The sequence below is a fragment of the Pedobacter psychroterrae genome, from assembly GCF_004331695.1.
Lineage (GTDB): Bacteria > Bacteroidota > Bacteroidia > Sphingobacteriales > Sphingobacteriaceae > Pedobacter > Pedobacter psychroterrae.
On record NZ_SJSL01000004.1, the window covers coordinates 149,804 to 173,950 of the forward strand.

General features: G+C 44.4%; 16 protein-coding genes. 5 read left to right on the forward strand and 11 right to left on the reverse strand.

The window, feature by feature from the left end; all coding sequences use genetic code 11:
* Position 1 precedes the first annotated feature (1 nt).
* Entirely contained in the window at positions 2-1,786 is a 1,785-nt protein-coding gene (locus EZ437_RS15695) for a glycoside hydrolase family 15 protein (protein ID WP_131597012.1), read from the forward strand.
* 5 nt (positions 1,787-1,791) lie between these two features.
* On the opposite strand, the gene EZ437_RS15700 is transcribed toward EZ437_RS15695, so the two are convergent.
* From EZ437_RS15700 to EZ437_RS15720, 5 genes are all read right to left on the reverse strand, one after another.
* Positions 1,792-2,955, reverse strand: a complete 1,164-nt coding sequence (locus tag EZ437_RS15700) for a FecR family protein (protein ID WP_131597013.1) — start codon at positions 2,953-2,955, stop codon at positions 1,792-1,794.
* Between the two features lie 84 nt (positions 2,956-3,039).
* The gene (locus EZ437_RS15705) at positions 3,040-3,621 is read right to left on the reverse strand and encodes an RNA polymerase sigma factor (RefSeq protein WP_131597014.1); all 582 of its coding nucleotides are present in this window, start codon (positions 3,619-3,621) and stop codon (positions 3,040-3,042) included.
* 376 nt (positions 3,622-3,997) lie between these two features.
* Positions 3,998-4,564 (reverse strand): sugar O-acetyltransferase, encoded by a 567-nt coding sequence (locus EZ437_RS15710; protein ID WP_131597015.1) that lies wholly within the window; start codon positions 4,562-4,564, stop codon positions 3,998-4,000.
* A 74-nt stretch (positions 4,565-4,638) separates the two neighbouring features.
* Positions 4,639-5,016, reverse strand: a complete 378-nt coding sequence (locus EZ437_RS15715) for a DUF2784 domain-containing protein (protein WP_131597016.1) — start codon at positions 5,014-5,016, stop codon at positions 4,639-4,641.
* 5 nt (positions 5,017-5,021) lie between these two features.
* Positions 5,022-6,617, reverse strand: coding sequence for a Na+/H+ antiporter (locus tag EZ437_RS15720; RefSeq protein ID WP_131597017.1), 1,596 nt, complete (start codon positions 6,615-6,617; stop codon positions 5,022-5,024).
* Between the two features lie 187 nt (positions 6,618-6,804).
* On the opposite strand from EZ437_RS15720, the gene EZ437_RS15725 reads away from it, so the two are divergent.
* The 3 genes from EZ437_RS15725 (at position 6,805) to EZ437_RS15735 (ending at position 12,385) form a co-directional block, all read left to right on the forward strand.
* On the forward strand, positions 6,805-7,353 hold the full coding sequence (locus tag EZ437_RS15725; protein ID WP_165500438.1) for a DUF4142 domain-containing protein: 549 nt from the start codon (positions 6,805-6,807) through the stop codon (positions 7,351-7,353).
* A 78-nt stretch (positions 7,354-7,431) separates the two neighbouring features.
* A complete protein-coding gene (locus tag EZ437_RS15730) occupies positions 7,432-8,499 on the forward strand; it encodes a carboxypeptidase-like regulatory domain-containing protein (RefSeq protein ID WP_131597019.1) in 1,068 nt (355 codons plus the stop codon).
* Positions 8,500-8,584: 85 nt separating this feature from the next.
* On the forward strand, positions 8,585-12,385 hold the full coding sequence (locus tag EZ437_RS15735; protein WP_131597020.1) for a PVC-type heme-binding CxxCH protein: 3,801 nt from the start codon (positions 8,585-8,587) through the stop codon (positions 12,383-12,385).
* A 78-nt stretch (positions 12,386-12,463) separates the two neighbouring features.
* Here the strand turns inward: EZ437_RS15735 and EZ437_RS15740 are convergent, their stop codons facing one another.
* The 5 genes from EZ437_RS15740 to EZ437_RS15760 all read right to left on the reverse strand — a co-directional run bounded on the left by EZ437_RS15740 (position 12,464) and on the right by EZ437_RS15760 (position 21,496).
* On the reverse strand, positions 12,464-13,585 hold the full coding sequence (locus EZ437_RS15740) for a DUF4998 domain-containing protein (protein WP_131597021.1): 1,122 nt from the start codon (positions 13,583-13,585) through the stop codon (positions 12,464-12,466).
* Positions 13,586-13,618: 33 nt separating this feature from the next.
* On the reverse strand, positions 13,619-14,851 hold the full coding sequence (locus EZ437_RS15745; RefSeq protein WP_165500439.1) for a DUF5000 domain-containing lipoprotein: 1,233 nt from the start codon (positions 14,849-14,851) through the stop codon (positions 13,619-13,621).
* Complete coding sequence (locus EZ437_RS15750; RefSeq protein WP_131597023.1) at positions 14,851-16,749, reverse strand: RagB/SusD family nutrient uptake outer membrane protein; 1,899 nt, start codon at positions 16,747-16,749, stop codon at positions 14,851-14,853. Before EZ437_RS15750 ends, EZ437_RS15745 begins: the two co-directional genes overlap by 1 nt.
* A gap of 12 nt (positions 16,750-16,761) precedes the next feature.
* Positions 16,762-20,145: a TonB-dependent receptor gene (locus EZ437_RS15755; RefSeq protein ID WP_225869601.1), complete on the reverse strand. Its 3,384-nt coding sequence runs from the start codon at positions 20,143-20,145 to the stop codon at positions 16,762-16,764.
* 202 nt (positions 20,146-20,347) lie between these two features.
* On the reverse strand, positions 20,348-21,496 hold the full coding sequence (locus EZ437_RS15760; RefSeq protein WP_131597024.1) for a FecR family protein: 1,149 nt from the start codon (positions 21,494-21,496) through the stop codon (positions 20,348-20,350).
* Between the two features lie 123 nt (positions 21,497-21,619).
* Between EZ437_RS15760 and EZ437_RS15765 the strand changes: the two genes are divergently transcribed.
* A complete protein-coding gene (locus tag EZ437_RS15765) occupies positions 21,620-22,171 on the forward strand; it encodes an RNA polymerase sigma-70 factor (protein ID WP_131597025.1) in 552 nt (183 codons plus the stop codon).
* Between the two features lie 8 nt (positions 22,172-22,179).
* Here EZ437_RS15765 and EZ437_RS15770 read toward each other — a convergent pair whose 3' ends face one another.
* Complete coding sequence (locus EZ437_RS15770) at positions 22,180-24,060, reverse strand: gamma-glutamyltransferase family protein (protein WP_131597026.1); 1,881 nt, start codon at positions 24,058-24,060, stop codon at positions 22,180-22,182.
* Positions 24,061-24,147: the final 87 nt, after the last annotated feature.

A 24,147-nucleotide genomic window follows, 5' to 3' on the forward strand; every position in this document is an offset into this window, starting at 1 on the left:
CATGGCTGAAAAACACCTCTATAAAACCGGCATCATCGGCAATTGTGCCTATCTTGCCCATATTAATAAAAACACCAATATAGACTGGCTTTGCTGGCCCAGATTTGACAGCACCTTTGTGTTCGGCGGACTGCTGGACGATGATAAAGGCGGCGAATTTTCCATCCGTCCGCATGGCGAATTCATCTCCAGACAGTATTATCTGGAAAATACCAATATCGTCTGCACAGAGATCAGCTATCCCGAAGGCAAATACCGGATCACCGACTTTGCACCCAGGTTCTTCCAGCATGAAAGGTATTATAAACCGCTCATGTTGATCCGTAAAATTGAGCCTATAGAAGGAAATCCAAGAATAAAAGTAAAATGCAGGCCTGTATGTGATTATGGAGCAAAAAAGCTAAATGGTAGCCGCGGTAGCAATCACATCGAGTACGAGGGCTGTGCAGAAAGCATGCGCCTCACCACCAATATATCACTGAGCTATATCGAAGATGAAAGATATTTTGCACTAAACGAGCCCAAATACCTAATCCTCACTTATGGTCATGAGCTGGATGCACCCATCATCAGCACTGCCGAAAGATTTCTTACAGAGACTGTCAAATACTGGCGGCTCTGGATCAAGCACTCCAACATTGCCGGTTTTTACCAGCACATTGTGATCCGCTCTGCACTGGTATTGAAGATCCATCAGTATGAAGACACAGGCGCTATCATTGCGGCCAGCACCACCAGCTTGCCCGAATCTCCTGGCAGTACCAGAAACTGGGATTACCGGTATTGCTGGATGCGTGACACCTATTACGTGATCACTGCGCTAAACCATATTGGCCATTTTGAAGAAATGGAAAAATACTTTAATTATGTTACCGATATTTCATTCAGAGACGATGAACGATACCAACCACTGTTTGGCATTGCCGGAGAAAGAAAGCTTACAGAGCGCATCCTCACAGACATCAAAGGCTACCTCGGTAATCAGCCTGTACGTGTTGGCAATCAGGCTTATGAACATATCCAAAACGATATTTACGGGCAGGTACTGGTTTCCATGCTTCCCTTGTATACAGACCACCGCTTCATTTTCCGAGAAAGACAGGATTCTTCTCAATGGCTGGATTATCTGCTGGGAAAAATAGAACGTACCATAGACGAAAAAGATGCCGGCATCTGGGAATTCCGCAACATCGCCAATACCCATTGCTATACCAATCTGTTTCAATGGGCAGGTGCCAATGCGGCTTTAAAAATGGCTAAGACCATTGGTAATAAAGAATATGAAGAGCGCGCCACTTTACTGATAAACAAAGCAGCAAAGCACATAGAAGACTGTTACGATCCAGTAAGAAAAGTTTACAACCATGCAGTCGGTAGTGAGCATCTTGACGCCAGTACCTTGCAGCTCATTCTGATGAACTATTTAGATCCGGATTCACAAAGAGCCAAAGATCATTTAATTGCATTAGAAAACGAACTCAAAGCTGAGAACGGATTGTTTTACAGATATAAACATACAGACGATTTTGGCAAGCCAAAAACAACTTTCCTGATCTGCGCGTTTTGGTATGTAGAAGCACTGGCCTGTGTAGGCAGGCTAGACGATGCCATCAGAGAATTTGAATCATTGATACAATATGCCAATCACATGCTATTATTCAGTGAAGATGTTGATGAAAAAGACGGAAGCCAATGGGGCAATTTCCCTCAGGCATACAGCCATGTGGGGTTGATGAATGCGGCCCACCGCATCGCCATAAAATTGGACAGACCAGTATTTTTATAACAAGCTTATTTATTAACAGGCTTTGGGGTAGGAATGGGTGGTCGGCTTACGATCACCTTTCTTCCATTCACCTCAAATTTCACATATCCTATGTATTCCATCATTTCCAACAATGTTTTAAACTTAGTGCTTCTTGATATACTTCCGCCATAGCTGATATCAGGTACTTCCCCTTTGTAGTAGACATCTACATCATACCACCTGCTTATCGTACGCATGAACCCTTTTATTCCCAGGTTATTGAACCTAAACTCACCAGCTCTCCATGCAAGGTCATTTTCTGCGGCAATCTCCCTGTTTACCTGAATCATATAATCCGCCACTTCACTCTGCTCTCCTGCTTTAAGTATAACAGAGGCCCTCTTAATTCCTTTTATGGGTGCCTTCAGCGCCACGACTCTCAACGAACCTTCTACCAGAGTGGTCCTTACCGTAGGCTCATCTGCATAGCCATTGATATTAAATTTAGTACCCAGCACAGTCGCTTCCTGTCCCCTGCTGATTACTTTAAAAGGCTTTCCGGCCTTCTTAATTTCAAAATATGCCTCACCTGTCAGTACCACCCTCCTTTCCCTCAAAGGAGCAAAAGATGAAGGATACTTGAGCGACGAAGCAGCATTAAGCCAGGCTGTACTCCCATCGGGCAATACCACCTTATACTGTCCGCCTTTAGGCGTTTTTATGGTATGGTATCTCGGCACTGCTCCTGCATGGGAATTACCATAGATCAGTCTTCCATCAGCAGTTTTAGAAATAACTGCACCTTCCTGGTCTGCCAGCTGTCCCTCGCCTGTATTATTAAGCAAGATCACCCTTCCATCTCCCAGTGTCAGTGTAGCCTGATCTTCACCCGGTACTATCACATCCTCCTTCACAGGCTTTGTGTTTAAATAAAAGAATAAACCGGTAGAAAGAGTGACGAGTATTACCGCTGCTGCAGCCCGTGTATACCACATTTTCCTTGCAGGTTCAGGTTCATCTATACCTGTATCTTCCAGTATCCTGTTCCAGATCTCTTGTCCTGCCTTTTCCAGTTGCCCTTCCTCAACTGCCTCAGCAGCCCTACTGCTTTCATGCAGATACCAGCTCTCCAGCAGGTTCAATTCCGCTAAAGTAGCAATATGCTCACGTTGTTTCCTTAAAAGATCTGTCAGTAAAATGTCGTTCATAACAATGGCTGTTTGGCTATATATTGTTAAGACAGTTTACCCGCTTGCAGGTATTAGACGAAAGTAAAATATTTCTGTAGTACACTATTTACATAGCAATAAAAAGATCAGGCCTGTCGATACGCCAAGTTTGGTCCTCAATATACTCAATGCATTGCTTACCTGCCGTTTTACCGTATGATCTGAAATACCCATCTTGGCACCGATCTCTTTGTACGAAAGGTGCTGCCTGCGGCTCAGTTCAAACACCTCGCGCATTTTTGGCGGCAATAGTTGAATTTCCTGCTCTATGATCAGCGCAAGTTCTTTTTCCCTGACCAGTTCTTCTGTTATGAGTTCCCCTTCTTCCAAAAAGCTGATCAGCGACTGCTGATAATCATTGACCACCCTTTTGTGTGCGATCAGGTTATAGATTTTGTTCCGTACTGCTTTATAGAGATAAGCAGCAATAGAACTATTAAGATCCAGCGTATCAGCCCTGTTCCATAAATGCACAAACAGCTCCTGTACCACATCCTTAGCCTCTTCGTCATCTTTCAGCATCTTACGCGCATGCAGAAACAGCACTGTCCAGTACCGGTTATACAATTCCGTAAATGCTTCTTTATTACCTTTTTTTACCAGCAGGGCCAGTTCATTATCAGGGCGTTTGGTGAATACTTTCATTGTGCATCATTTGGACATCAATACCACAAAACTAATCTACATATTTAATTTAAAGTACCCAAGACAAGCGCAGATTTATCTCCTATTCAGGAAAACTTCTCAAGCCCCCAAAGTAAGACAGCGATGTGTCTGCTTTTCTGTCTGTCTGCGATTTGCGTTTGATCTGACACCCTTTCAGCTTCGGACCAGCTTCGGGCCAGCTTCGGCTCAGGTTCGGCTCAGGTTCGGAAAAACCCGCTGCTGAGCCGAACCTGAGCCGGAGATCTTCCGCTGCTCATCCGCTGGCAGAACCTACTCAAGTAAAACACAAATAAAGCACCAAATGTCCAGAAATTCAGAAATGTATATAGATAGACTCTTTATTCCGCTGTTTGTACTAGGCTAAAGGTACTTCAAGCTTCCTGATCACTCTTGCCGGATTTCCTACAGCCAGTGAATCATCTGGTATGTCCTTCGTCACCACTGATCCTGCCCCTATCACATACCTGGCTCCAATCTTTACACCCGGACAAATCACGGAACCGCCCCCTATCCAGCAATCATCGCCTATAGTCACCGGCTTTGCATTCTCCTTACTTCTCCTTGCCACCGCATCCAGCGGATGCGTAGCTGTATAAATCTGAACCGCAGGCCCGCAAAACACGTTACTTCCCAACGTTACAGGCATTACATCCAATACCACACAGTTCACGTTAAAGTATACATTTTCACCACAACTGATGTTATAGCCATAATCACAGTTAAAAGGTGGTTCTATATACAGGCTGTCCGGAGCATTTGGAATCAGTTTATTCAATACCTTTCTGGAATTTTCATTCATCAGGTATTCATCTACATTCAGTTGCTTCAACAGCCGCTTACATTCCAGTCTTTCTTTTACCAGTGTTTCATCATTTGCCAGGTAATATTCCCCTGCCAGCATTTTCTCCTTTTCTGTTTGCATATATTATCCTATTTTCAGTCCGCAAGATACCATTTGTCAGCAAGGCTATAGATTTGCCATTCAAAAATCGGTACCTATTTACGCTTCTTCTTCCTGAAGAAATTCAGATACACCGACATAAAGGCCGCTATTGCAAAGCCACCGGCGGTCAATGTATCTATCGTATCCGAATACACTGCTACCGGGCTAACTTTATCCACCATATATTTGATGAACGAGTTTGGCAATCCCTGCTCCCCTAAATGCTCCTTTAGCTGCCATTGCCAGTCGGTAAGCGGACAATACCCTATACCGTACCAAATACCCAATAAAAGCCAGCAGGAGGCAGTCACCACAACCACTATAAAATGGGCCCTTCTTGTAGCAGGCCAGATCCAGCCCAGAAGATTGAAGCCTACGATTAGCAGGTGCAGCAAGGTCAATAAATAATCTAATATCAAATACCCGGTCATACCGCTCAACTTATCTTTAATTCGTTCAGGTCCAGCTGCAGCTCGGCCTTACGAATCTCCTCGTCACTATGAAATTTTTCCTTTCTCAACTGAAATAGTTCTTTGCGCTGCAGGCTGTAAATATGCAGCAGGATTTCCTGATAGCGTTCTATTTCATGCAGCTGAGTTTCATTGCACTGCATGGCGGCCAGTTGCAGTTCCAGTCCGCCGGTAGTTCTTTCCAGGTCCTGCTTTAAAAAAGCCACCAGTTCATTCTTAGTTACATCAGCGGTATATTTCCCACTCAGTGTCTGCATAGCAATTTTGTTCAGCCTTACCTGTATACTTGCCTGTTGCTCTTCTTCTGGAATTACGGGATCTATTTCCGTCAGATTAATTAGCCTGACCACCAGTGGCAATAACAGTCCCTGGAATACCAGCGTCACAAATATGACCACAAAGGTGATAAAGACAATGATGTTTCTGAGTGGAAATGCGGTTCCGTCGGTCATTAGCAAAGGGATAGATAAGGCCGTAGCCAACGATACCACGCCCCTCATGCCCGCCATACAGATCACCAAAGGACCTTTCCAGCCTGGATTAGGCTCTTGAGCTGCTTTCTTACTGATCATCCTGGGGATGAAGGTAGCCGGATACACCCAAATAAAGCGGATCCCGATGATGATACCGGTAATGATCAAACCATACTTGATCCCATCAGCTACCGAATAGTTGCCAAGGCCTTCTATGATATCCGGAAGGGCCAGACCTATCAGGATAAACACCACAGCATTCATCACAAAGATCATGGTAGTCCATACCCCCAGCATATTCAAGCGCGTACTGCCGGTTTGAAAGATCTCATGCGAACGATACGAAATGAACAGTCCGCCTGTTACAACTGCCATTACACCTGAAAAGTGGAACTGCTCTGCACCAAGAAATAACAGATAAGGAGTCATGACCGTAAATGCGGCATCAATGGCGGGTGTGGTCGGTAAAAACCGGTGTACCACGTACATGATGTGTGCCCCAACCAGGCCGACCACAATACCCATTCCTGCTACCAAGAAGAACTGGCCTGTGGCTTGTTGCAGAGAAAAGGTACCAGTCAGCACGGCCATCAGCGCAAAGCGGAATACGATCAGTGAGGAGGCATCGTTGATCAGGCTTTCACCCTCCAGAATGGTCATGATGCGTTTCGGCATCTTCATCCCTTTCAATACGGTAGCAGCCGCTACCGCATCTGGCGGCGAGATGATCCCGCCCAACAAAAAGCCCAATGCCAGCGTAAAACCAGGGATAATGGCCACAGAAGTATAAGCTACCACCATAGAGGTAGTAAATACCAGACCGAAGGCCAGCAAGGCAATGGGTCGCTTCCATTTCCAAAAGTCATTCCATGAGGTATACCATGCTGCTTCGTACAACAATGGCGGAAGGAAAATCAGAAATATGATTTCCGGGTCCAAGTGCAGCCTGGGAATTCCCGGTATAAAACTGATGCCCAATCCGGCAATTACCAGAAAGATCGGATAGGCGATTTTTATTCGCTGTGCCAGCATTACCAGCAGGAATGCAGAAAATAATAAGCTGAGGATTAAGAGTAGATGGTGGTGCATATTTACAATTATACCGCAAGATAATAATTAGAAATTATTTGGTACTCAGTGAGATGCTAATTTAAAGAACTTGACTATATATTATTTGGATTGTATATAAACATAATCCATGAGAAATAATGCCATAGTTAAAACTAAATTACTCGTATATTGTTCATTAAGTATCACTCAACGAAAGCTCTTTGTTATGAAGTACGCAGTGACATTCTTTTCAATCATTCTTTTAATGCTATCCATGGGTACCATTGGTCAGGAAAAGAAACCCATCAGTAACGAGACTTTTTTACAGCAGTCTGAAATAGATGGAATAAATGGGGTGGCGCTTGGTATTTTTGCACAAAAAAAAGTAGTGGATAAACATTTACGGAAGTATTCAATACTGGCACATAATGACCAGGTTAAGGTCAACAACAAATTATTGCTGCTGGCCGGCAAAAAGAATGTCTCATTGCCAAATATATTGGCCGACCCCAGCTTGCTTAAAGAAATACCTGTAGATATGGACATGCAGTTTTCATCAGATGAAACGCCCGATAGGGTTAAGAACATATTTGACGTTTCGTATGTAAAGATGATGATCGAAGATTATCAGAACTCAGTTAAGTTTTATGAAAGCAGCTTGAATACTACGGACCCTGATATCAAAAATCACATCCACGAATGCCTTCCTGTTTTTAGAAAAAACCTGCAGTATGCAATCCGCTTTACCCAACAGGTGGTGCTGGCCAGGGAATGACATAAATTCCGCCAGGGATAGTTTGAATCTTAAACTGTTTTCTGTAGCTTAGTTTCAGATGCAATTAATCTCTCTGAAATGAATAAAACGCTTTTACTCTTAATCTTACTGCTGTCTCATTTTGTCTTACCTGCGCAGGAAAGTTTCACCATCAGTGGAACCCTCACCAATGCCAAAGGTGAAAAGCTGGAATCAGCTACGGTGTTCATTGGTAATTCTCAAATCGCTACCGTAAGCGATAAAGATGGGGTTTTCAGTATTTCCGGCCTTAGTGCGGGTACCTACCAGCTCATCGTTAACCTGCTTAGTTATGCTCCGGCAAAGCAGGAAGTAGTGATCAAAGGAGGTTCAGAAGTGGTAAACCTGGTTCTCCAGGAAAAGGGAATTGCCCTGAAAGGTGTAGTGATCGGCGATGAATCCAAGCGAAAGAACTTTTTAAAGACTTTTAACAAATACTTTTTGGGAGAATCGGAAAATGCCAAAGGCTGTGTGCTCATGAACCCGGATGTGCTGGACTTCTCTACCAACAAAGCGCTGATGCAGGCTACAGCCGAGGACTTCCTGATCGTAGAAAACAACAAATTAGGCTATCGCATTAAATACCTGCTCCGCAACTTTCAGTACAACAGTGCCGGTGACGTGACCACCTATGATGGTGAAGCTTTTTTTGAACCATTAAAAGGAACTGAAGCGCAAAAAAAAGAATGGAAGGTAAACAGGGAGAAGACCTATAAGGGATCGTTGATGCACTACCTAAGGGCATTATATACCAATACTACCCGCGAGGAAGGATTTCTGACGTATGCAGTTACCAACCAGTTATTTCCGATGGTAGCCGATCCAAATCCGGTATCTACCATTCAGCTTATTACACGGGTAGACAGCAACTTTATCGTCGTAAAATATCCAAAGCGTTTGTATACAGTCTATGACCCCAAGAAGGCAGCAGATGAGCTTAGGTTGGCGAAAGGAGATAAGATCATAGAATATCTGGACAAGACTGGCTCTGTGCTGATGATCAAGGCAGAAATTGATGCCAAAGGCCGCTATTCGGAAAATCAGAATATCCTGATGCAAGGATTCTGGTCTAAACTGCGGGTCGGTGATCAGTTGCCTTTTGAATATGACCCCAAAGAAGGTGGCTAACTTGTCTATACAAATATTTAAATAAACGCTTGATATACTGGACTGGATGCCTATATTTATTACTCGAATATAAACCACTTCCTGTATGTTAAAATCTGTTCTGCTATTGATCACCTTTGTGCTGACCCTTTGGTTTGGCCCCAAATATTTCACTAATAAGGCCGAAGTTGAGCTCCTGGCACAACAGGATGAAAAGACAGGAACCATCTCTATTGTCAGAACTGACACAAAACAAACCGTTCTGGTACAAAACGCAGGAGAAAACTTCCGTCCATATATCCACCCCATAGCCGCTCCTGATGGCAAAGGGGTGCTCACCGAATTTAGTCCCGAACACCACAAACACCAAACCGGCCTCTATTGGGGCCTGACCAATGTAAACGGCCGCAACTATTTCCAAAACCCCGGCAATGGCTACTGGAAGCGGGTAGCAGTTCGCACCATTGAAAAAGCAGGCACTACCGTAACATGGCAAACCGTATATGATCTTTTGGATGAAAAAGGTGGCACGGTCATGACTGAAACCCAGAACTGGAGCATGGAATGCCTGAACGGAAAATTTGTACTCAGCCTGGAATGGAAAGGTGAAGCAAAAACGGACGTCACAGTAGGCAAATATCCTTACGGGGGTCTGTTTTTAAGGATGCCCTGGAAGCCGGGTATCGATGCTGAGGTCATCAATGCCTCACGCCAGCGCAATGAAAAAGCTGAAGGACAGCCTTCTACCTGGGTAGATATTGCCATGCAGGTAGCAGGAAGAAGTGACAAAGCCCATATGGCGATCTTTGATCATCCTGGTAATAAAGGCTATCCGCAGAAATGGCGGGTAGATCAACAAATGGGCGTAGGCCCGGTTCGCTCTGTTGATGCCGACTGGACGATAAAAAAAGGGGAAACAGAAACACTAAGATACCAGTTGCTGGCCTATACCGGCAATTTCAATGACCTGGAACTCAACAATGCCTGGGGTAAATTTGCAGGTAAAGACCCCGCTTGGGCTACGGTAGACCTCTGGGCACTGGCCAAGCAGGAAGGCCGCGATGCGAAGTTCCTCAATCCTGAAGAAGCAGTAAATGCCATGACACTCAAAGATGGCTTTATGGCCAATGTATATGCGGCAGAACCTATGATCACCCAGCCGATGGCCTTTTGCTGGGACGATAAAGGCCGACTATGGGTAGCGGAAAACCGCGATTATGAAGCAAGATCATCTGGCTTCTCCAACGATGGCAACAGCCGGATACTGATCCTGGAGGATACTGACCATGATGGCAAGGCCGACACTAAAAAGGTCTTTGCCGATGGCATCCCCTTCCCTGCCGCGATGGCTGTGGGATTTGACGGCGTGTTTATCGGCGCGCCGCCAAACCTGCTGTTTATACCAGACAAGAACCACGACGACAAAGCGGATATGGCCGATATAGAAGTCCGGCTGACCGGCTGGGGCATCCGCGACAGGCACGAGACAATGAACAGTTTCCATTGGGGGCCTGATGGATGGCTCTATGGCTTGCAAGGTTTCGCTACGCCTTCGCGTATAAAGAAACCTGTGGGCAAAGGAAAATTGTATAGTCACAAAGAGCCCTTTCCAGATGATGAGATACTAAGAGGTGAAGGTGTAGACATCAATGGCGGTGTATGGCGCTATCATCCGCTCAAAGATAAGTTTGAGGTAGTTTCACACGGCTTTAGCAATCCCTGGGGCATAGATTATGATGCCAAGGGTCAGTTGTTCATTACCGCCTGTGTGATACCCCACCTTTGGTATGTGATCCCCGGAGGAATCTATCACCGTCAGGGCGGCCAGCATTTCAATCCGTATACCTATTCTGATATCAAAACCATTGCAGACCATAGCCACAGGTCTGCGCATGGCGGCGCGAGTATTTACCAGTCAGATGCCTTCCCTCAGGATCAGCAAGGCCGGATATTTATGGCCAATATCCATGAGCATGCCATCCTTACCGATATCTTAACACCTAAAGGTTCAGGCTTTTCAGGATCGCATGGCGATGACCTGATGTCGGCCAACAATGCACAATGGGTCGGTTTTAGCACATCCGTCGGCCCTGATGGCAGTCTGTATGTACTGGATTGGCATGATGCAGATATCTGCGGTGGTTCGGTACTCCACAAAGAAACCGGCCGCGTGTTTCGCATCTCGCCTAAAACATCACTGGCAGAGAACTTTAAAAACAGGTATGCAGATTTAAATAAACTGGCAGATAAAGAACTGGTAGCATTGCAGACCAGCAAGAGCGACTGGCACTCGAGACGTGCGCGGGTAATCCTGCAGAACAGGGCTTATACAGGAAAGCTGAAAAAAGACACGCATAAAGCCTTAACGGCTATTTACACCAGCAACCCAGAGGTCAACTACCGGCTAAGGGCTATGTGGGCCTTGCATGTTACTAAAGGGCTGTCACAGACTGAGCTTGTAAGCGCCCTGGACGACAAAGAGCCGTATATCCGCGGCTGGGCCGTACAGTTGCTTTGGGAGGATGGCGCACCTGCCGAACCGGTTATCGCAAAGTTTGCCAAGATGGCCTCACAGGAAAAATCGCCTGTAGTACGGCTTTACCTGGCCTCTGCCATGCAGCGGCTCGGTCTTGATCAGCGCTGGGCAATTGCAAGTGGCCTGCTACAGCATGCTGCAGACGAGAAAGACCATAACCTACCTAAGATGCTGTGGTTTGGTATAGAGCCCCTGGTCGCAAAATACCCTGCTAAAGCGCTAGATCTTGCTGCCCAAAGTAAACTGAGCCTGATCAGGAAATATATCGCCAGGCGTACAGTAGATGCCGACCAGACCAATACCCTGGTGACCTGGCTGGGTAAGCAAAACAGTGCAGATACTGCCATGATAGCTGGTATGCGTGATGCACTGGAAGGACGGACAGACCTCAAAACTCCTGCCGACTGGAAAACAACTTATGCCAAATTACAGGGCTCGGGTGAAAGAAACAAGCAGCTTTCGCTGGAAATAGCACAGTTCTTTGGGGATACAGAAGCGGCCAATCAGTACTTTGCTACGCTCCGCCATAAATCTGCTGCGGTAGAGAACAGGAGAAAAGCACTGGTAGCACTGGCCTCGCAGCAGCGTCCTGACCTACTGAAAGAACTCGCCCTGCTGCTGGACGATGCTGCGCTGCGCAATGACGCCATCCGTGCCATTGCAAACTTTGATGACGAGCGACTGGCCAAGCTCCTGCTCAGCAAATACTCCAGCTTCAATGAGAAGGATAAGGAAGCGACCATACAGACACTTGCTTCCAGATCAAGATCTGGCTGGTTGCTGGCCCTGGCAATCAAAGATAAGTCTATAGAAAAACGGGATATCCCGCCAAGTGTAGCCAGGCAGCTGAGGCGCGTGGCAGGAAGTGGTTTTGTAGAGATCTGGGGGCCGATAGACCAGTTGCCGTCCAACGAGCTTGCTTATAAAAAGTACAATACATTGCTTACACCCAAGGCGCTGGACAATGCCCATATGCTAAAAGGACAAGCATTGTTTAAGAGAACATGCGGCAGTTGCCATAAACTTTATGGTGAAGGTGGGTTAATAGGCCCTGATCTGACAGGCTCTAATAGGTCAAAAATAGATTACCTGTTGTTTAATGTACTTGACCCAAGTGCTGAGATACAGGACGATTATAAACTGGTGGTGATCACTACCCGCGATGGACGTACATATTCCGGCAATGTAATCGCAGAAAACGAGCGGCAGATAACGATGCGTATAGTAGGTCAGGAAACAACACTGATCAATAAGTCTAATATTCAGACCAGGGAAGTAATGCCAGTGTCCATGATGCCAAACGGGTTGTTTGAAACACTGACGGATAAGGAAGTGATAGATTTGGTGGGATATCTGAGCAGGTCTAAGTAAGGGTTTAATGCAACCCATCGGATAATAAAAAAGGGACTACCTTTCGGTAGTCCCGCAAAAAGAGCGAGTATATAATATTTACCTTCTATAGGTTCCGAGTTCAGCCAAAGCTGTTGCTGTACCATTCTTGTAGTCGGAACGCACAATTAATCTGAAGTATCTAAAAGTTGAAGGTTCCAGTAGCTCCAAATACTGTTTGGTTCCAATGTTCTCGAAAGTATAAGCACCTAGTGACTTCCAGGTAACACCATCATTGCTTGACAATAGTTCCACCAACTTTACGGGACCGTCCAGCGCCGTGCGCTGGTTGTAGAAGAACCCGTTCACTAGGTTTTCTGTCTTCATATCCACAGTCATTTGCTGCGGATAGCCTTTTACTTTATCCATGTGCCAAATGGTACCTTGAACACCGTCCAAAACGTTTTTAGGCATCCTGGGATTCGTTAGGTCATAGTCTGTCTCACTTGCGGTCCAGGCAGTTCTTACATAGTCTATTGGCGGTCCGGTTACTTTTACAGTCTGATAAGGCGTGTAAAAAGTATCTATCGCCAAAGAGTCCGGAACGTAAAGAGAACGGTATTGAAACGTTCCGTAGGCTGCCATACTATAGTTAGGAAACTTAGTCACTATTTCGCTTGGAGGAGTAATAGCGGTGTGCAGTTGCCCGTTTTTATCATTATAATTCAACTCTGTCGCCACTACAGTTAAATCTGCGGCTCCCCAGGTTACCACCAGCGAATCATTCCTGAATATGGCGCTTTTTACGGGCCTTGTTAGTAGTGTATTTACATAATTGTCACCATATACTCTGCCGATCGTGTTGCTAACTACCGAGCGGTTGTTATCCTTGTCATAAAATGTGATTTGAAAGGAGTAGGATCCTTCCCTTAGGTTGTTTAACCAGACAGTCATTTTTTTGGTCACCGGATCTACAACTACAGGTATGTTAAGTGAGTCACTCTTGTTATTCCAGTAGATTTGAGCCCTCGTAGCAGTAGGGTCTGAAATCAGCCACTCCAGCTTAAGTCTATTTTTTCCAGGATAAACTTTCAGGGAATCGGGAGTACCTACATAAGTGATTGATCCCTTCTTTATAAAGTCTACATATGTCGCATCCATTTTACTGCATGCTATTAGTGAAGTCAACAGGACGAAAAGTCCTGCTACATGCTTCACTTTGTTGATATTTTTCAATTTCATATCGATCTGATTAGTTTGTATTTAATGAAATTATTAATCTTTACTTCCCCAGAACATCAGTTCGGCTATGTAATGATGATCCAATGCACCCCATACCCTGTTCGTTTTCCATCTGATGTATCTATACTTTGGTGTTCCAGGCGGGATATCAAAATCCTCACCATTCACTACAGCAAACTGAAAATCTTCAGTTGTTACGGTTCCAACCGGAGATCCGGATGGCTTAATAGATTCAAACTCAGATATTAATTCCCAATTGGCCCAGGAACCGTCCTGTGGAGGGCTGTTACTGCCGTACAGCTCAAATATTTTTGGGTCGCCACCGGTATAAGCTCCATCGGTAGACTGCTGTCCACCACCCAGGCGGTGGTAAAACTTAAACCTGCTCAGGTTAACCGTCACACCAAGATCAAAGGTAAACCATTGAGGCAGTCCGGTACCGGGCTTTGTATGGAATACAGTTCCGTTATTCCATGCACCATCCCATATACTGATCATACCGTTACCGCAACAATGAGACACATAGGTATCTGTAGGAAGACGCAGTTCTTTAAACTTAGTCCTATCCAATTGTTGTTCAAAGATTGGTGTAGCTTCCGTATAAATGGTATCAGAATGGTTATTCCAGCGATCACGAATAAAGGCCGCAAACTTTCTTGGTGCCGACTCATATCCGCGCGCATTTAAAAATCCCTCTTTTCTCTTAGTATAGAAAGTTTCTGCAGGAACATAGTCGCCAATGGAATCCTGCGTTAATAAATTAACCACCAGTTCTGCCTCAGATTGATTGGAGAAGCCAATTCTTATACCGCCAAAAATAGCCTCAAATTTTAAGGATTCGAAAGTGGTCATTACAGGTGGGATCAATGGATTCACCTTAATTGTAACAGGCTCAGAAGCATTCTCACCCCTACTCACTGCGTACAGTTTTACCTCATATTCTTTAGTATCCGGAAAACCCTCAATAGTCAAAGAGTTTTTATAATAGGTAGCTTTAGTTTCCCGCTCTACTCCCGGGCGGATAGAATATACGGCTTTAACGTACATCATATTCTCCGGCCTGTCATAGCTGATACTGGCTCCGCCTGGTAAACTTACTACCTTAACGTTCGTGACTGGTGCCGGTGCGCTGTCGCTCTTATTGAACGGTTCTGTTTTCATTTGCTTACAGCCAGTGATCATGATGATCACCAGGCATATTGATAGCAGGTATTTTAACATAATTACTGATTTCTTAATTGAAACATCTTTTTTATAACTCATCATCACCATCCTGGATTTTGGTTGATCCTTTTGTTACTTAGCAACTCGCTTTCAGGCAACGGCCATAAATAGTCACGTGCAGTGAATGTTTGGTTATAAATCACTCGCTCACGATAGTATGAGGCTGCATCTTCCTGTATCAGATCCCATCCTGTAATAGGTTTATTTAGCTCTTCTCCAGCTTTCTTCCATCTGCGCAAGTCCCAAAAACGCTGCCCTTCAAAAGCAAGTTCTATCAGACGCTCTTGATGAAGGATTTCACGCATACCAATTTGAGTAGTGTATTTGGTTGGATTATTAGAGTAATTAGACCATGAATCTTGAACAGAAAACAATCCCGCCCTTGCCCTTACCTGGTTCACATAATTATACACTACACTGTTTGGTCCGCTAACTTCATTTTCTGCTTCCGCATATAACAAGTACATGTTGGCGAGCCTGATCATCGGCCATGGATAGGTCTGTACAGTATAGGTTGTCTCGCCGATTACGTTGTTAAAATTTACCAGTTTCTTAGGCCAGTATCCAGTTACAGAATAGCTTGACTCGTTTTGAGCAGTAGCAGGCTGGCCTTTTTTAGCCGACACAAAAAGCATATTTTTAGCGTCATCAAACAGTCCTTGCCCGTACCAGACACCTCCGTCAAAACCTAAGTCTGCGTAAAAGCGAGGCTCACGGTCAAAGTTAAGTGATGCAGTAACATAACCTTCCTGCAAATACCGCTTATAAGGAGCAGTTACGCTTCTCAGCTTAAACCTACCGGCATAGTCAAAACTCTTATCTTCCCTTATTGGTACTCCATTGCTGCTATAAAACATTTCTGCTATTTTCAATGGAGGCGCAATATTTCCGTTAGTAGTAGAGTTGGATACCCTGGCCGGGTCCAGGCCCCTTGGTGTCGACTGATTTTGCAAACTACCAACCATACTGTTGGTGTTTCCCCAGATGATCTCCGGGTTCCATTTCTCTGCCAGTGCATTTCTGATATTCATCTGAATTTTGATGGTATCTGATATTTTGTACTGGAAAAATGCCGGATTAAAAACATATAGCTTATGCCCCAGTGACTCACTGAATTCTACCGCTTCTTTAGCTGCGTCTCTGGCGCGTTCCCATTTCTTTGGATCAAAGCTCTGACTAAAAAGAAGGGTGCCCTCCGGATCTTTAAAACCTGCATAATCCGGGTTTCCGTTAAACAACGGACTCGCTGCAGTTACCAAAATCTCCGCTTTTATAGACATAGCAATTGCTCTGGTAATTCTGCCCAGTTCAGACACTTCATTATCTATGCGCTCTGGCAAATTTGGTATCGCTTCATCCAATAGCTGTACCATATAGTTTACACAGGAATCTATAGGTGCGCGGGCCGGATATACCTCTTCTATACTAGCATCTACTGGTACATTCACTTTAATGATAGGAACCGGTCCGTACATTCTGAAAATATAATAATGGTAATAGGCTTTTAAAAACTTAACTTCTGCCTCCCATCTTGCCTTTTCAAAATCAGCCAAATCAGGTACTTTATTTATATTATCAAGGAAGATATTACATTCCCTGATTCCCTGATAAAGATCCTTTCCACCATTATTTCCCTGCCAGTAGTTCATATAGGAGTTTGCTTTGCTCTGCCCGCCTCTGGCGATTTTCCAGGCATTTGAACCATGATTTACCGGCAACCAAAACTCATCACCAGCAGCATTTGCTACATTACTGTCGAATGCGCCCAGTGCAGGCATATAATTGTAGCAACTGAATAAATACCTTTCAGCTGTGCTGCGCAGGCGAAAAGCGTAATCGATAGTGGCTACGTTGTCAGGCGTGATGTCAAGAAATTTCTTGCAGGCACCCAGCGTACAAACAGCTACCAGTATCAGCGTTATTTTTATTAATTTGTTCATGACATGTATATATTAAAATGATGCAAGAAGACCAAGGTTAAACACTCGCTGTACCGGATATCCCAATCCATTTCCAGCCATCTCTATATCCCATAGATCAAAGCCGCTAAATGACCAAAGGTTAGTTCCGTTAACATAAGCTCTGAACTTTTTCATAGCCAATCGTTTGCTCAATCTTTGCGGCAAATTATAACCTATTTCAACTTGCTTTATTCTTAGGAATGATCCATTGCGCATAAACCACGTGCTGGTTTGGTTATTGTTTTCATTACCAACAGAAGTAGTACTCAGCCTAGGCCAAAGTGCGTAAGCGTTTTGATGCTCCTCCGACCAATGATTATCAGCATATGCCTTTAATAACTGGTTCTGCGGCATACCTGGAAGTGTCTCTCCTGAATAAAAGTAGTTCGCAAATGGTGCAGTAGCATTGGCATCTATCCAAAATGATTCTCTTGCTAGTCCTTGAAAGAATGTAGAAACATCAAAGTTCTTATACCCCAGTGAGAAACCAAAACCATAAGTGATCTCCGGAGTGGTTGGGTGACCGATAGGCACCTGATCAAGGGTAGTGATCTGTCCATCTCCATTTACATCATAGTATTTAATATCACCGCCACCATATTCACCGAATTGCCTCGGTGATCTGAGTGCTTCCTCATCATCTATAAACAAACGCTCGGCAATGTAGCCGTAGTTCTGGCTGATAGGCGTTCCGGCACGACGTTTCCAGGGTGCTTCGTCAAAAAATGGCTCCTCAAATTTCAAATACTTACTTGCAGCATAAGTGAAATTGCCCATTGTCTGCAGCCACAGACCATTGTTAAATGAATGATTGTAATTGATCGACAAATCAACACCCTGACCCTCAGCCTCTCCTATATTTGCTTTTGGCTGGGCAGAGAGACCCATGGTAGCTGGAGTAGCAGTACGCGTCATCAAAATTCCGTCTCGGTTCTCTTTAAAGAAATCCACCTGTAGGCTCCAGTCACGGAACAGGTCTAACTCCAATGCAATATTGGTCTTACGCGCAGTTTCCCAGGTAATGTCATTGTTGGCATATCTTGACAAGGAAACACCGTTTCTCTGGTATCCGTTGTCACGTCCAAATACTGCGCCTCTGCCTGCATCGTTCATATTTACGTTAGACAGGTATAAAAAGCGGTCTGTTGCAGAACCAATAGCATCATTTCCACTAAGACCGTAGGTACCTCTCAGTTTCAATTTTGTGATGATATCTTTCAACGGCTCCCAGAATTTTTCATTGGATACGTTCCAGGCAACTCCCGCAGATGGGAAGAAACCCCAGCGGTTAGTTTCGTAAAAGCGTTCAGAACCATTGTATCCGAAGTTAAACTCAGCATAATAACGGTTGTCATAACCATAAGTAGCGCGACCTGCAAGTCCGATATTTCTGAAAGGTAGAGATGATTGCAAGTCTGTAACGTCACCAGTCAATTCATCGCGCAGCATGAACACAAATAAACCACTTAATGAGTGCTTTTCTTTCAGCGTGCGTGCATAATTCAATGACGATTGCAGATAAAATCTTGAATTGACAGTTCTGGCACCAGGAATATAGTTCAGATATTCTGTACCGGTATTCTCATTGGCCATAACCGTCCTGAATGTATTGGCACGTCTGTCATATGAGGTAGGCATGTACCAAAACGGAGCGTACTCTCTTCTGACATCAAAGAATGTATTTCTGGTGATATTGGCCAAAGCATTGATATTTAGGCCCTCGGTCAGAAAACTAAGGTTCTGCTTTGCTTCAAATTGGGCAGACATCGCAGATCTAGAATAATCTTTATAACCTTTTACCAACTCTGAATAAGGATTCAACAGGTAACCGTCAGATTCACTTCCGTAATTACCGAACATGATGTGTTTAACATGAGCGTGTTCTTCATCGGCGGGATAGTATGCTGGAAATCTTACAGGGTTAGTGCGCATTACTCTTCTGTAGATATCTGCCCCGCTGCTTACCGGACCGGAATAATCATCAAAACTACCGCTCATCCTAACAATCACTTCAGTGCTCTTGGTAAGGTTGACATTTACGTTAGATCTCAATGTATAACTCTTCAGGTCGATGTTACTGTTAAAGTTATTGCGCTTATCCACCTTTAATATACCGTTGTCCTGGTTAAAGGAACCAGCTATAAAGTAGGTAGCCACACCGCCACCACCTCTAACGTTCAGATTAGCGCGCTGGTTTACGGTATAAGGGTTAAACAGCTCTTTTTTCCAGTCAGTAGTCGGGTACATAAGCGCATTGGTTCCTGCGATTGTATTATCGATTTTTTCATCTGAATATGGCAAGATACCAAGTGGGTCGCGGGTCAATATCGCTTCGTTATTCAGCCTCATATAGGTGATCGGGTCGGCGATTTCTACTTCACTTGTAGGCGCTGACACAGAGTTCTCAACGCGAACTTCAATTGCAGCTTTACCTACCAAACCTTCTTTGGTGCTGATGAGGATTACCCCGTTTGCCGCACGGCTACCGTATAATGACGTTGCCGTGGCATCTTTCATGATGGAGAAACTGGCAATATCATCGGCCTGCAAACGCGCCATATCGGTAGTCGTTACCTCTACACCGTCTATCAGGATAAGCGGATCTCTTTTGTAACCAAAAGATGTAACACCCCTGATAAAGAACTCGGCATTGTCCGCTCCTGGCTCACCGCTCCTTTGATAAGCAATTACACCAGCCGCTCTACCTGCCAAAGCAGTTGTAAGGTTACTCGAAGGTACTTTCAGATCAGAAGGTTTAATAGAGGTCACTGATCCTACCATGTCTGTCTTTTTTTGTTTACCAAAGGCTACTACCACTACCTCGTCAAGACCCTTGTCAGATGAAACCATGGTTACATCAATAGTTTCTTTTCCATTGACGGCTATTTCCTGGGTTTCAAATCCCACCATGGAAAACACGAGTACCGCATTAGCTTCCGGAACATCCAGAATATATTTACCATTCTGATCAGTTGTAGTACCTATCCTGGTACCTTTTACAGCGACAGAGACGCCTGGAATCACACCTGTTGAATCACGGACCGTTCCTTTTACATCCTTAAACCTATTCGTAGCCGATCCCAATGGTTTGGTCACGACAATCGTCTTATTATTAATCGTATAAGAAAGTGGTTGTCCGGAAAAACATTTTTCCAGGACTTCTTTTAAGGATACATCTTTCACATTAATACTAACAGGAACCGCTTCATTTAGCATACTCGAACTAACTATAAAACTATAATCAGTCTGAGTTCTAATTTCGTCAAGCACCTCTTTTAAAGATGCATTGCTTTTGTTCAGGCTTACTTTCTGGGCATAAGAACTTGCGTAAGTATGCATAAAGGTAGTGAGCATCAGGATGCAAATCAACTTCATCGTCAATAGGAATTTAAATTGCATGCGGGTTCCGATACCGCAAGGAATTACATTATAAAATTTATACATTTGAATGTCAGCTTTTAATTTTAATTGGTTTAGGCAAATTGATTTAAGTTACCCTGACATATTTCCCGTGGCGGTTCGAACGCTCCGGGATTTTTTTTGGGCAACTGTTATGTAATTTATTTATAATGAGTAACTATTTCAACATAACGATCACCCTCCTTCCTTCGACTTTAAAGTACACGGTTCCGATTGTTTCAATGTTTTTCAATAGTTCAGAGATATTATCATAGCGATCTACTTTACCATAAAATTTTTGATCTCTAACATCACCAACATACTCCACCTCAACGTCATACCAGCGGGCAGCCTGTTCCATGATCTTATAAATACTGTCGTCCTGATAGATAAAATAGCCATTCTTCCAGGCTATTGCATCCAGCACATTCACCTTGCTAACGTTTATCTTACCATCTGCAGCTGTAATGCCTTGCTGACCGGGTTCCAATAAAGATTCGTTTCCAGCAGCCTTTAGCCTGACAGAGCCTTCCAACAAAGAAGTTATCACCTGGTCTTTATGATAGGCATTCACATTAAAATGCGTGCCTAGGACTTCAATCTCCGTCCCATTAGCATATACTTTAAAAGGAACCAACTTATTTTCTGCCACTTCGAAGTATGCCTCCCCTGTTAATTCAACCTTGCGGTCACGACCGCTAAACACTGCAGGGAATTTCAATGAAGATTCCGAATTCAGCCATACCTTTGTACCGTCAGGCAGGCGAAGTTCATATTCTCCGCCACGCGGAATGTTTATGGAATTGTAGTTGTCCTTTTCAGAAGGATTTTCGGGCAGGTTATAGGAATCGTAGATCACCTTGCCAGTGTTCCTCTTGGTAATCACGATATTTCCCTGTATAGATACTACGCCATTTGTTGTTTGATCCAGGACCATTTTAGAGCCATCGTGTAAAGTCAGCACAGCCTTTTTTCCTCCTGGTGCAATGTCCGTGTTTCCTGCAACCTTTTGAGCGGCTAGCGCTTGTCTGTTTGAATTATTCTGGTAGATATAGAGTCCTGTACTTAAAACAAGAAATAAAACTGCCGCTGCAGCATACCTGTAAATATGTGACAACCTGCGGACAGGCCTTGGATGCATCTGAGCATAGAGTTGCGAATACATCTGATCGGCAACGTCTGTTTCATTCCCATGAATACTTACGTCCCATTCAACATTGTCCAAATGAAATTCATCGTCGTACAACGCTAAAAGTTTTACTTCTTCATCCGTACATTGTCCGGATGCGCATCTTTCATACAGGAGAATATATTCCTCTTCAGTCATGGTTTATGTTTGGTAATAGTATAGTGTCAAAATTTTATATCCACACACATACATTTTGAAATTATTTTTATTTTTCCCTTTAAAGTCATAGCTTAGATCGCCGGATATAAACTAACGAAAAGTATGGTTACAGACCATGAACTATGGGATGCGATAAAAAACAATGACGAGCAAGCGTTTGCTAAATTGTTTTATCGTTATTCCACTAAGATTTACAGTAAAGCCTATTCCTACGTAAGGGATAATGAAGTCTGTGAGCAAATAGTTCAGGATATATTTATGGGTTTATGGACAGGCAGACATACCCTTCAGATCACATCTTTCAGTGCCTACCTTACCTCAGCTTCCCGCTATAGTATTTACAAACAAAAGTATGGCGCTAAAGTTGTCCCGATTGAATACAAAGAAGACCTGGAAGAAAGCAAGTATCTTCATCACACCTCTCAAAATGAAGGATACAGCAAAATGGCCTGTCAGGAACTGGAGCTGGAAGTCGATTCCCACCTTGCCACTTTACCAAAGCGCTGTCAGGAGATCTTTATCATGAGCCGCAGACATCAGCTTAGCAATGAGGAAATTGCGAATGAACTCGGGATCTCAAAACGAACGGTAGAGAACCAGATTACCAGCGCGTTGAAACATTTGCGCTTCTCATTAAAGGATATTTCGGCCTAGCTTAGTATTTACCAGCCTATTCCATAATCTTCACCATGATTACTTGATCCGCCCCATAGCGAGCCGTGCTTCCAGTCGAAATATATTGCATTGATCGGCCCACTGGTCCTGTCATCAAAACTCAATGTATAACCCATTCTTTTCAGGTCATTGCGTACGGATTCAGGCGTACTGTCGTGCAACAGGATCTGACCTGGTTTAGGCTCCCTGTCGGACATTTTAGTGCCACCCAATGACAACCACAATTGATTGCTGTTGATGTTTGCCGCCTCTGCAGCCTGCTGTACGTTCATCCCAAACTCTGTCACATTCAGGAAAAACTGCAACAGGTTCTGGTCCTGCGTATCGCCACCCTGCACAGCAGAGGATAAATATGGTTTTCCATCCTTCATGGCCAAAGATGGCGATAAGGTCACCCTTGGCCTTTTCCCAGGCGCCACTACGTTAAACGGGTTCAAGGCCGAATCTAGTACAAAACTCTGCATCCGCTGACTCATTCCCACTCCTGTGTTACCGGCAATGCAGGCCGGCAGCCAGCCACCGCTTGGGGTGATAGAAACTACCCAACCTTCTTTATCTGCGGCCTCTATGGAAGTAGTACCCCGCCATAGCCTGTCCTCATATAGTTCTGAAGAAGTATTATTGCCCATATCATGTTTCGGTGCAAAGTTTCTTTTGGTCGTATCCATTTCATAGCCTCTCTTTTTCAACAGCGACAGGTATGGATTTGTCTTCCCTTCAAAAGCGTACGGATCACCCGGACCTATATTCACATCATTTTTATCATATTGTATCAGCGAGGCCCTTTGCTTTGCATATTCCTTACTCAGCAGCCCATTTATAGGCTCTGCCGGCAACACATAGGGATCTCCGTAATAAAAGTCGCGATCTGCAAATGCCAGGTTCATGGCCTGATACAAGGTATGGATGTACTTCGTACTGTTATACCCCATGGCTTTCAGATCAAAATTTTCCAGGATATTCAGGGCTTGCAACATCACCGGACCTTGGGTCCACTGTTGAAGTTTATAAACGTCGACACCCTTGTAGTTTACTTTAAGTGTCGCTTCTTCTATTGGCTTCCATTTGGCCAGGTCCTGCATGGTGATCAGTCCCCCCTGCTCCTGACAACCGCGCACAAATTCCTGCGCAATGTCTCCTTTATAAAATCTGTCGTATGCTGCCATCAGCGCATCCTTCCTGCTTTTGCCCTGTTTTAAAGCTATCTTTTCTGACGCAACCATTTTAGTCAGCGTTTCCAGCAAGTCCTTTTGTCTGAAAATCTCTCCGCCTTCAGGCGCTTCTCTTTTTTCTCCGGCATGCGGCAGAAATACCTTTTTACTGTAGGGCCATTCCCTGATCTGGCTTTTATAGCGTTCCATTATATTGGCTGCCTGTGCCTCTATAGCATATCCGGCTGCCAATTGCATTGCAGGCGCCAGCACCTGCTCCAGGCTCATTGTACCATAATTGGACAGCATGTAGATTAGTCCGCCCGGCGTACCCGGTGTAGTAGCAGCCAGCGGACCATATTCAGGTGGAAAATCATATCCTTTATTCTTAAAGAAATCGGCTGTTGCACCAGTTGGCGCAAAGCCCATCGCATTGATGGCTATTACTTTTTTTGTCTTAGGATTATAGATCAGTACCTGCGTTTCTCCGCCCCAGCTCAAGGTGTCCCACATGGTACAGGTAGCTGCCAGCATAGCACATGCTGCATCTACCGCGTTACCACCATTCTGGAATATCATCGCTCCCGCAGTCGCAGCCAGGGGCTTACCTGTTATCGCCATCCAGTTACTTCCATGCAATACCGGCTTTTGGGTTTGCTGGGCAAAAGAAAACAGTGTACAGGTTACCAGCAGGATTAAGGTGGAGAAGTATTTCATAATAGTTAGGGCTATTTTCAACTAATATACGCGTTTTCTATTACCTTCCCTTTCTATAAACAGAAACAAAAGTTAAGGCAAAATATT

Bases quoted from the DNA above. Each gene is read 5' to 3' on its own strand.
- EZ437_RS15700 (WP_131597013.1), bottom strand. From the start codon at position 2,955: ATGAACGACATTTTACTGACAGATCTTTTAAGGAAACAACGTGAGCAT.
- EZ437_RS15695 (WP_131597012.1), top strand. From the start codon at position 2: ATGGCTGAAAAACACCTCTATAAAACCGGCATCATCGGCAATTGTGCC.
- EZ437_RS15725 (WP_165500438.1), top strand. From the start codon at position 6,805: ATGAAGTACGCAGTGACATTCTTTTCAATCATTCTTTTAATGCTATCC.
- EZ437_RS15740 (WP_131597021.1), bottom strand. From the start codon at position 13,585: ATGAAATTGAAAAATATCAACAAAGTGAAGCATGTAGCAGGACTTTTC.
- EZ437_RS15720 (WP_131597017.1), bottom strand. From the start codon at position 6,617: ATGCACCACCATCTACTCTTAATCCTCAGCTTATTATTTTCTGCATTC.
- EZ437_RS15705 (WP_131597014.1), bottom strand. From the start codon at position 3,621: ATGAAAGTATTCACCAAACGCCCTGATAATGAACTGGCCCTGCTGGTA.
- EZ437_RS15730 (WP_131597019.1), top strand. From the start codon at position 7,432: ATGAATAAAACGCTTTTACTCTTAATCTTACTGCTGTCTCATTTTGTC.
- EZ437_RS15745 (WP_165500439.1), bottom strand. From the start codon at position 14,851: ATGATGAGTTATAAAAAAGATGTTTCAATTAAGAAATCAGTAATTATG.
- EZ437_RS15750 (WP_131597023.1), bottom strand. From the start codon at position 16,749: ATGAACAAATTAATAAAAATAACGCTGATACTGGTAGCTGTTTGTACG.
- EZ437_RS15735 (WP_131597020.1), top strand. From the start codon at position 8,585: ATGTTAAAATCTGTTCTGCTATTGATCACCTTTGTGCTGACCCTTTGG.
- EZ437_RS15710 (WP_131597015.1), bottom strand. From the start codon at position 4,564: ATGCAAACAGAAAAGGAGAAAATGCTGGCAGGGGAATATTACCTGGCA.
- EZ437_RS15715 (WP_131597016.1), bottom strand. From the start codon at position 5,016: ATGACCGGGTATTTGATATTAGATTATTTATTGACCTTGCTGCACCTG.
- EZ437_RS15770 (WP_131597026.1), bottom strand. From the start codon at position 24,060: ATGAAATACTTCTCCACCTTAATCCTGCTGGTAACCTGTACACTGTTT.
- EZ437_RS15755 (WP_225869601.1), bottom strand. From the start codon at position 20,145: ATGAAGTTGATTTGCATCCTGATGCTCACTACCTTTATGCATACTTAC.
- EZ437_RS15760 (WP_131597024.1), bottom strand. From the start codon at position 21,496: ATGACTGAAGAGGAATATATTCTCCTGTATGAAAGATGCGCATCCGGA.
- EZ437_RS15765 (WP_131597025.1), top strand. From the start codon at position 21,620: ATGGTTACAGACCATGAACTATGGGATGCGATAAAAAACAATGACGAG.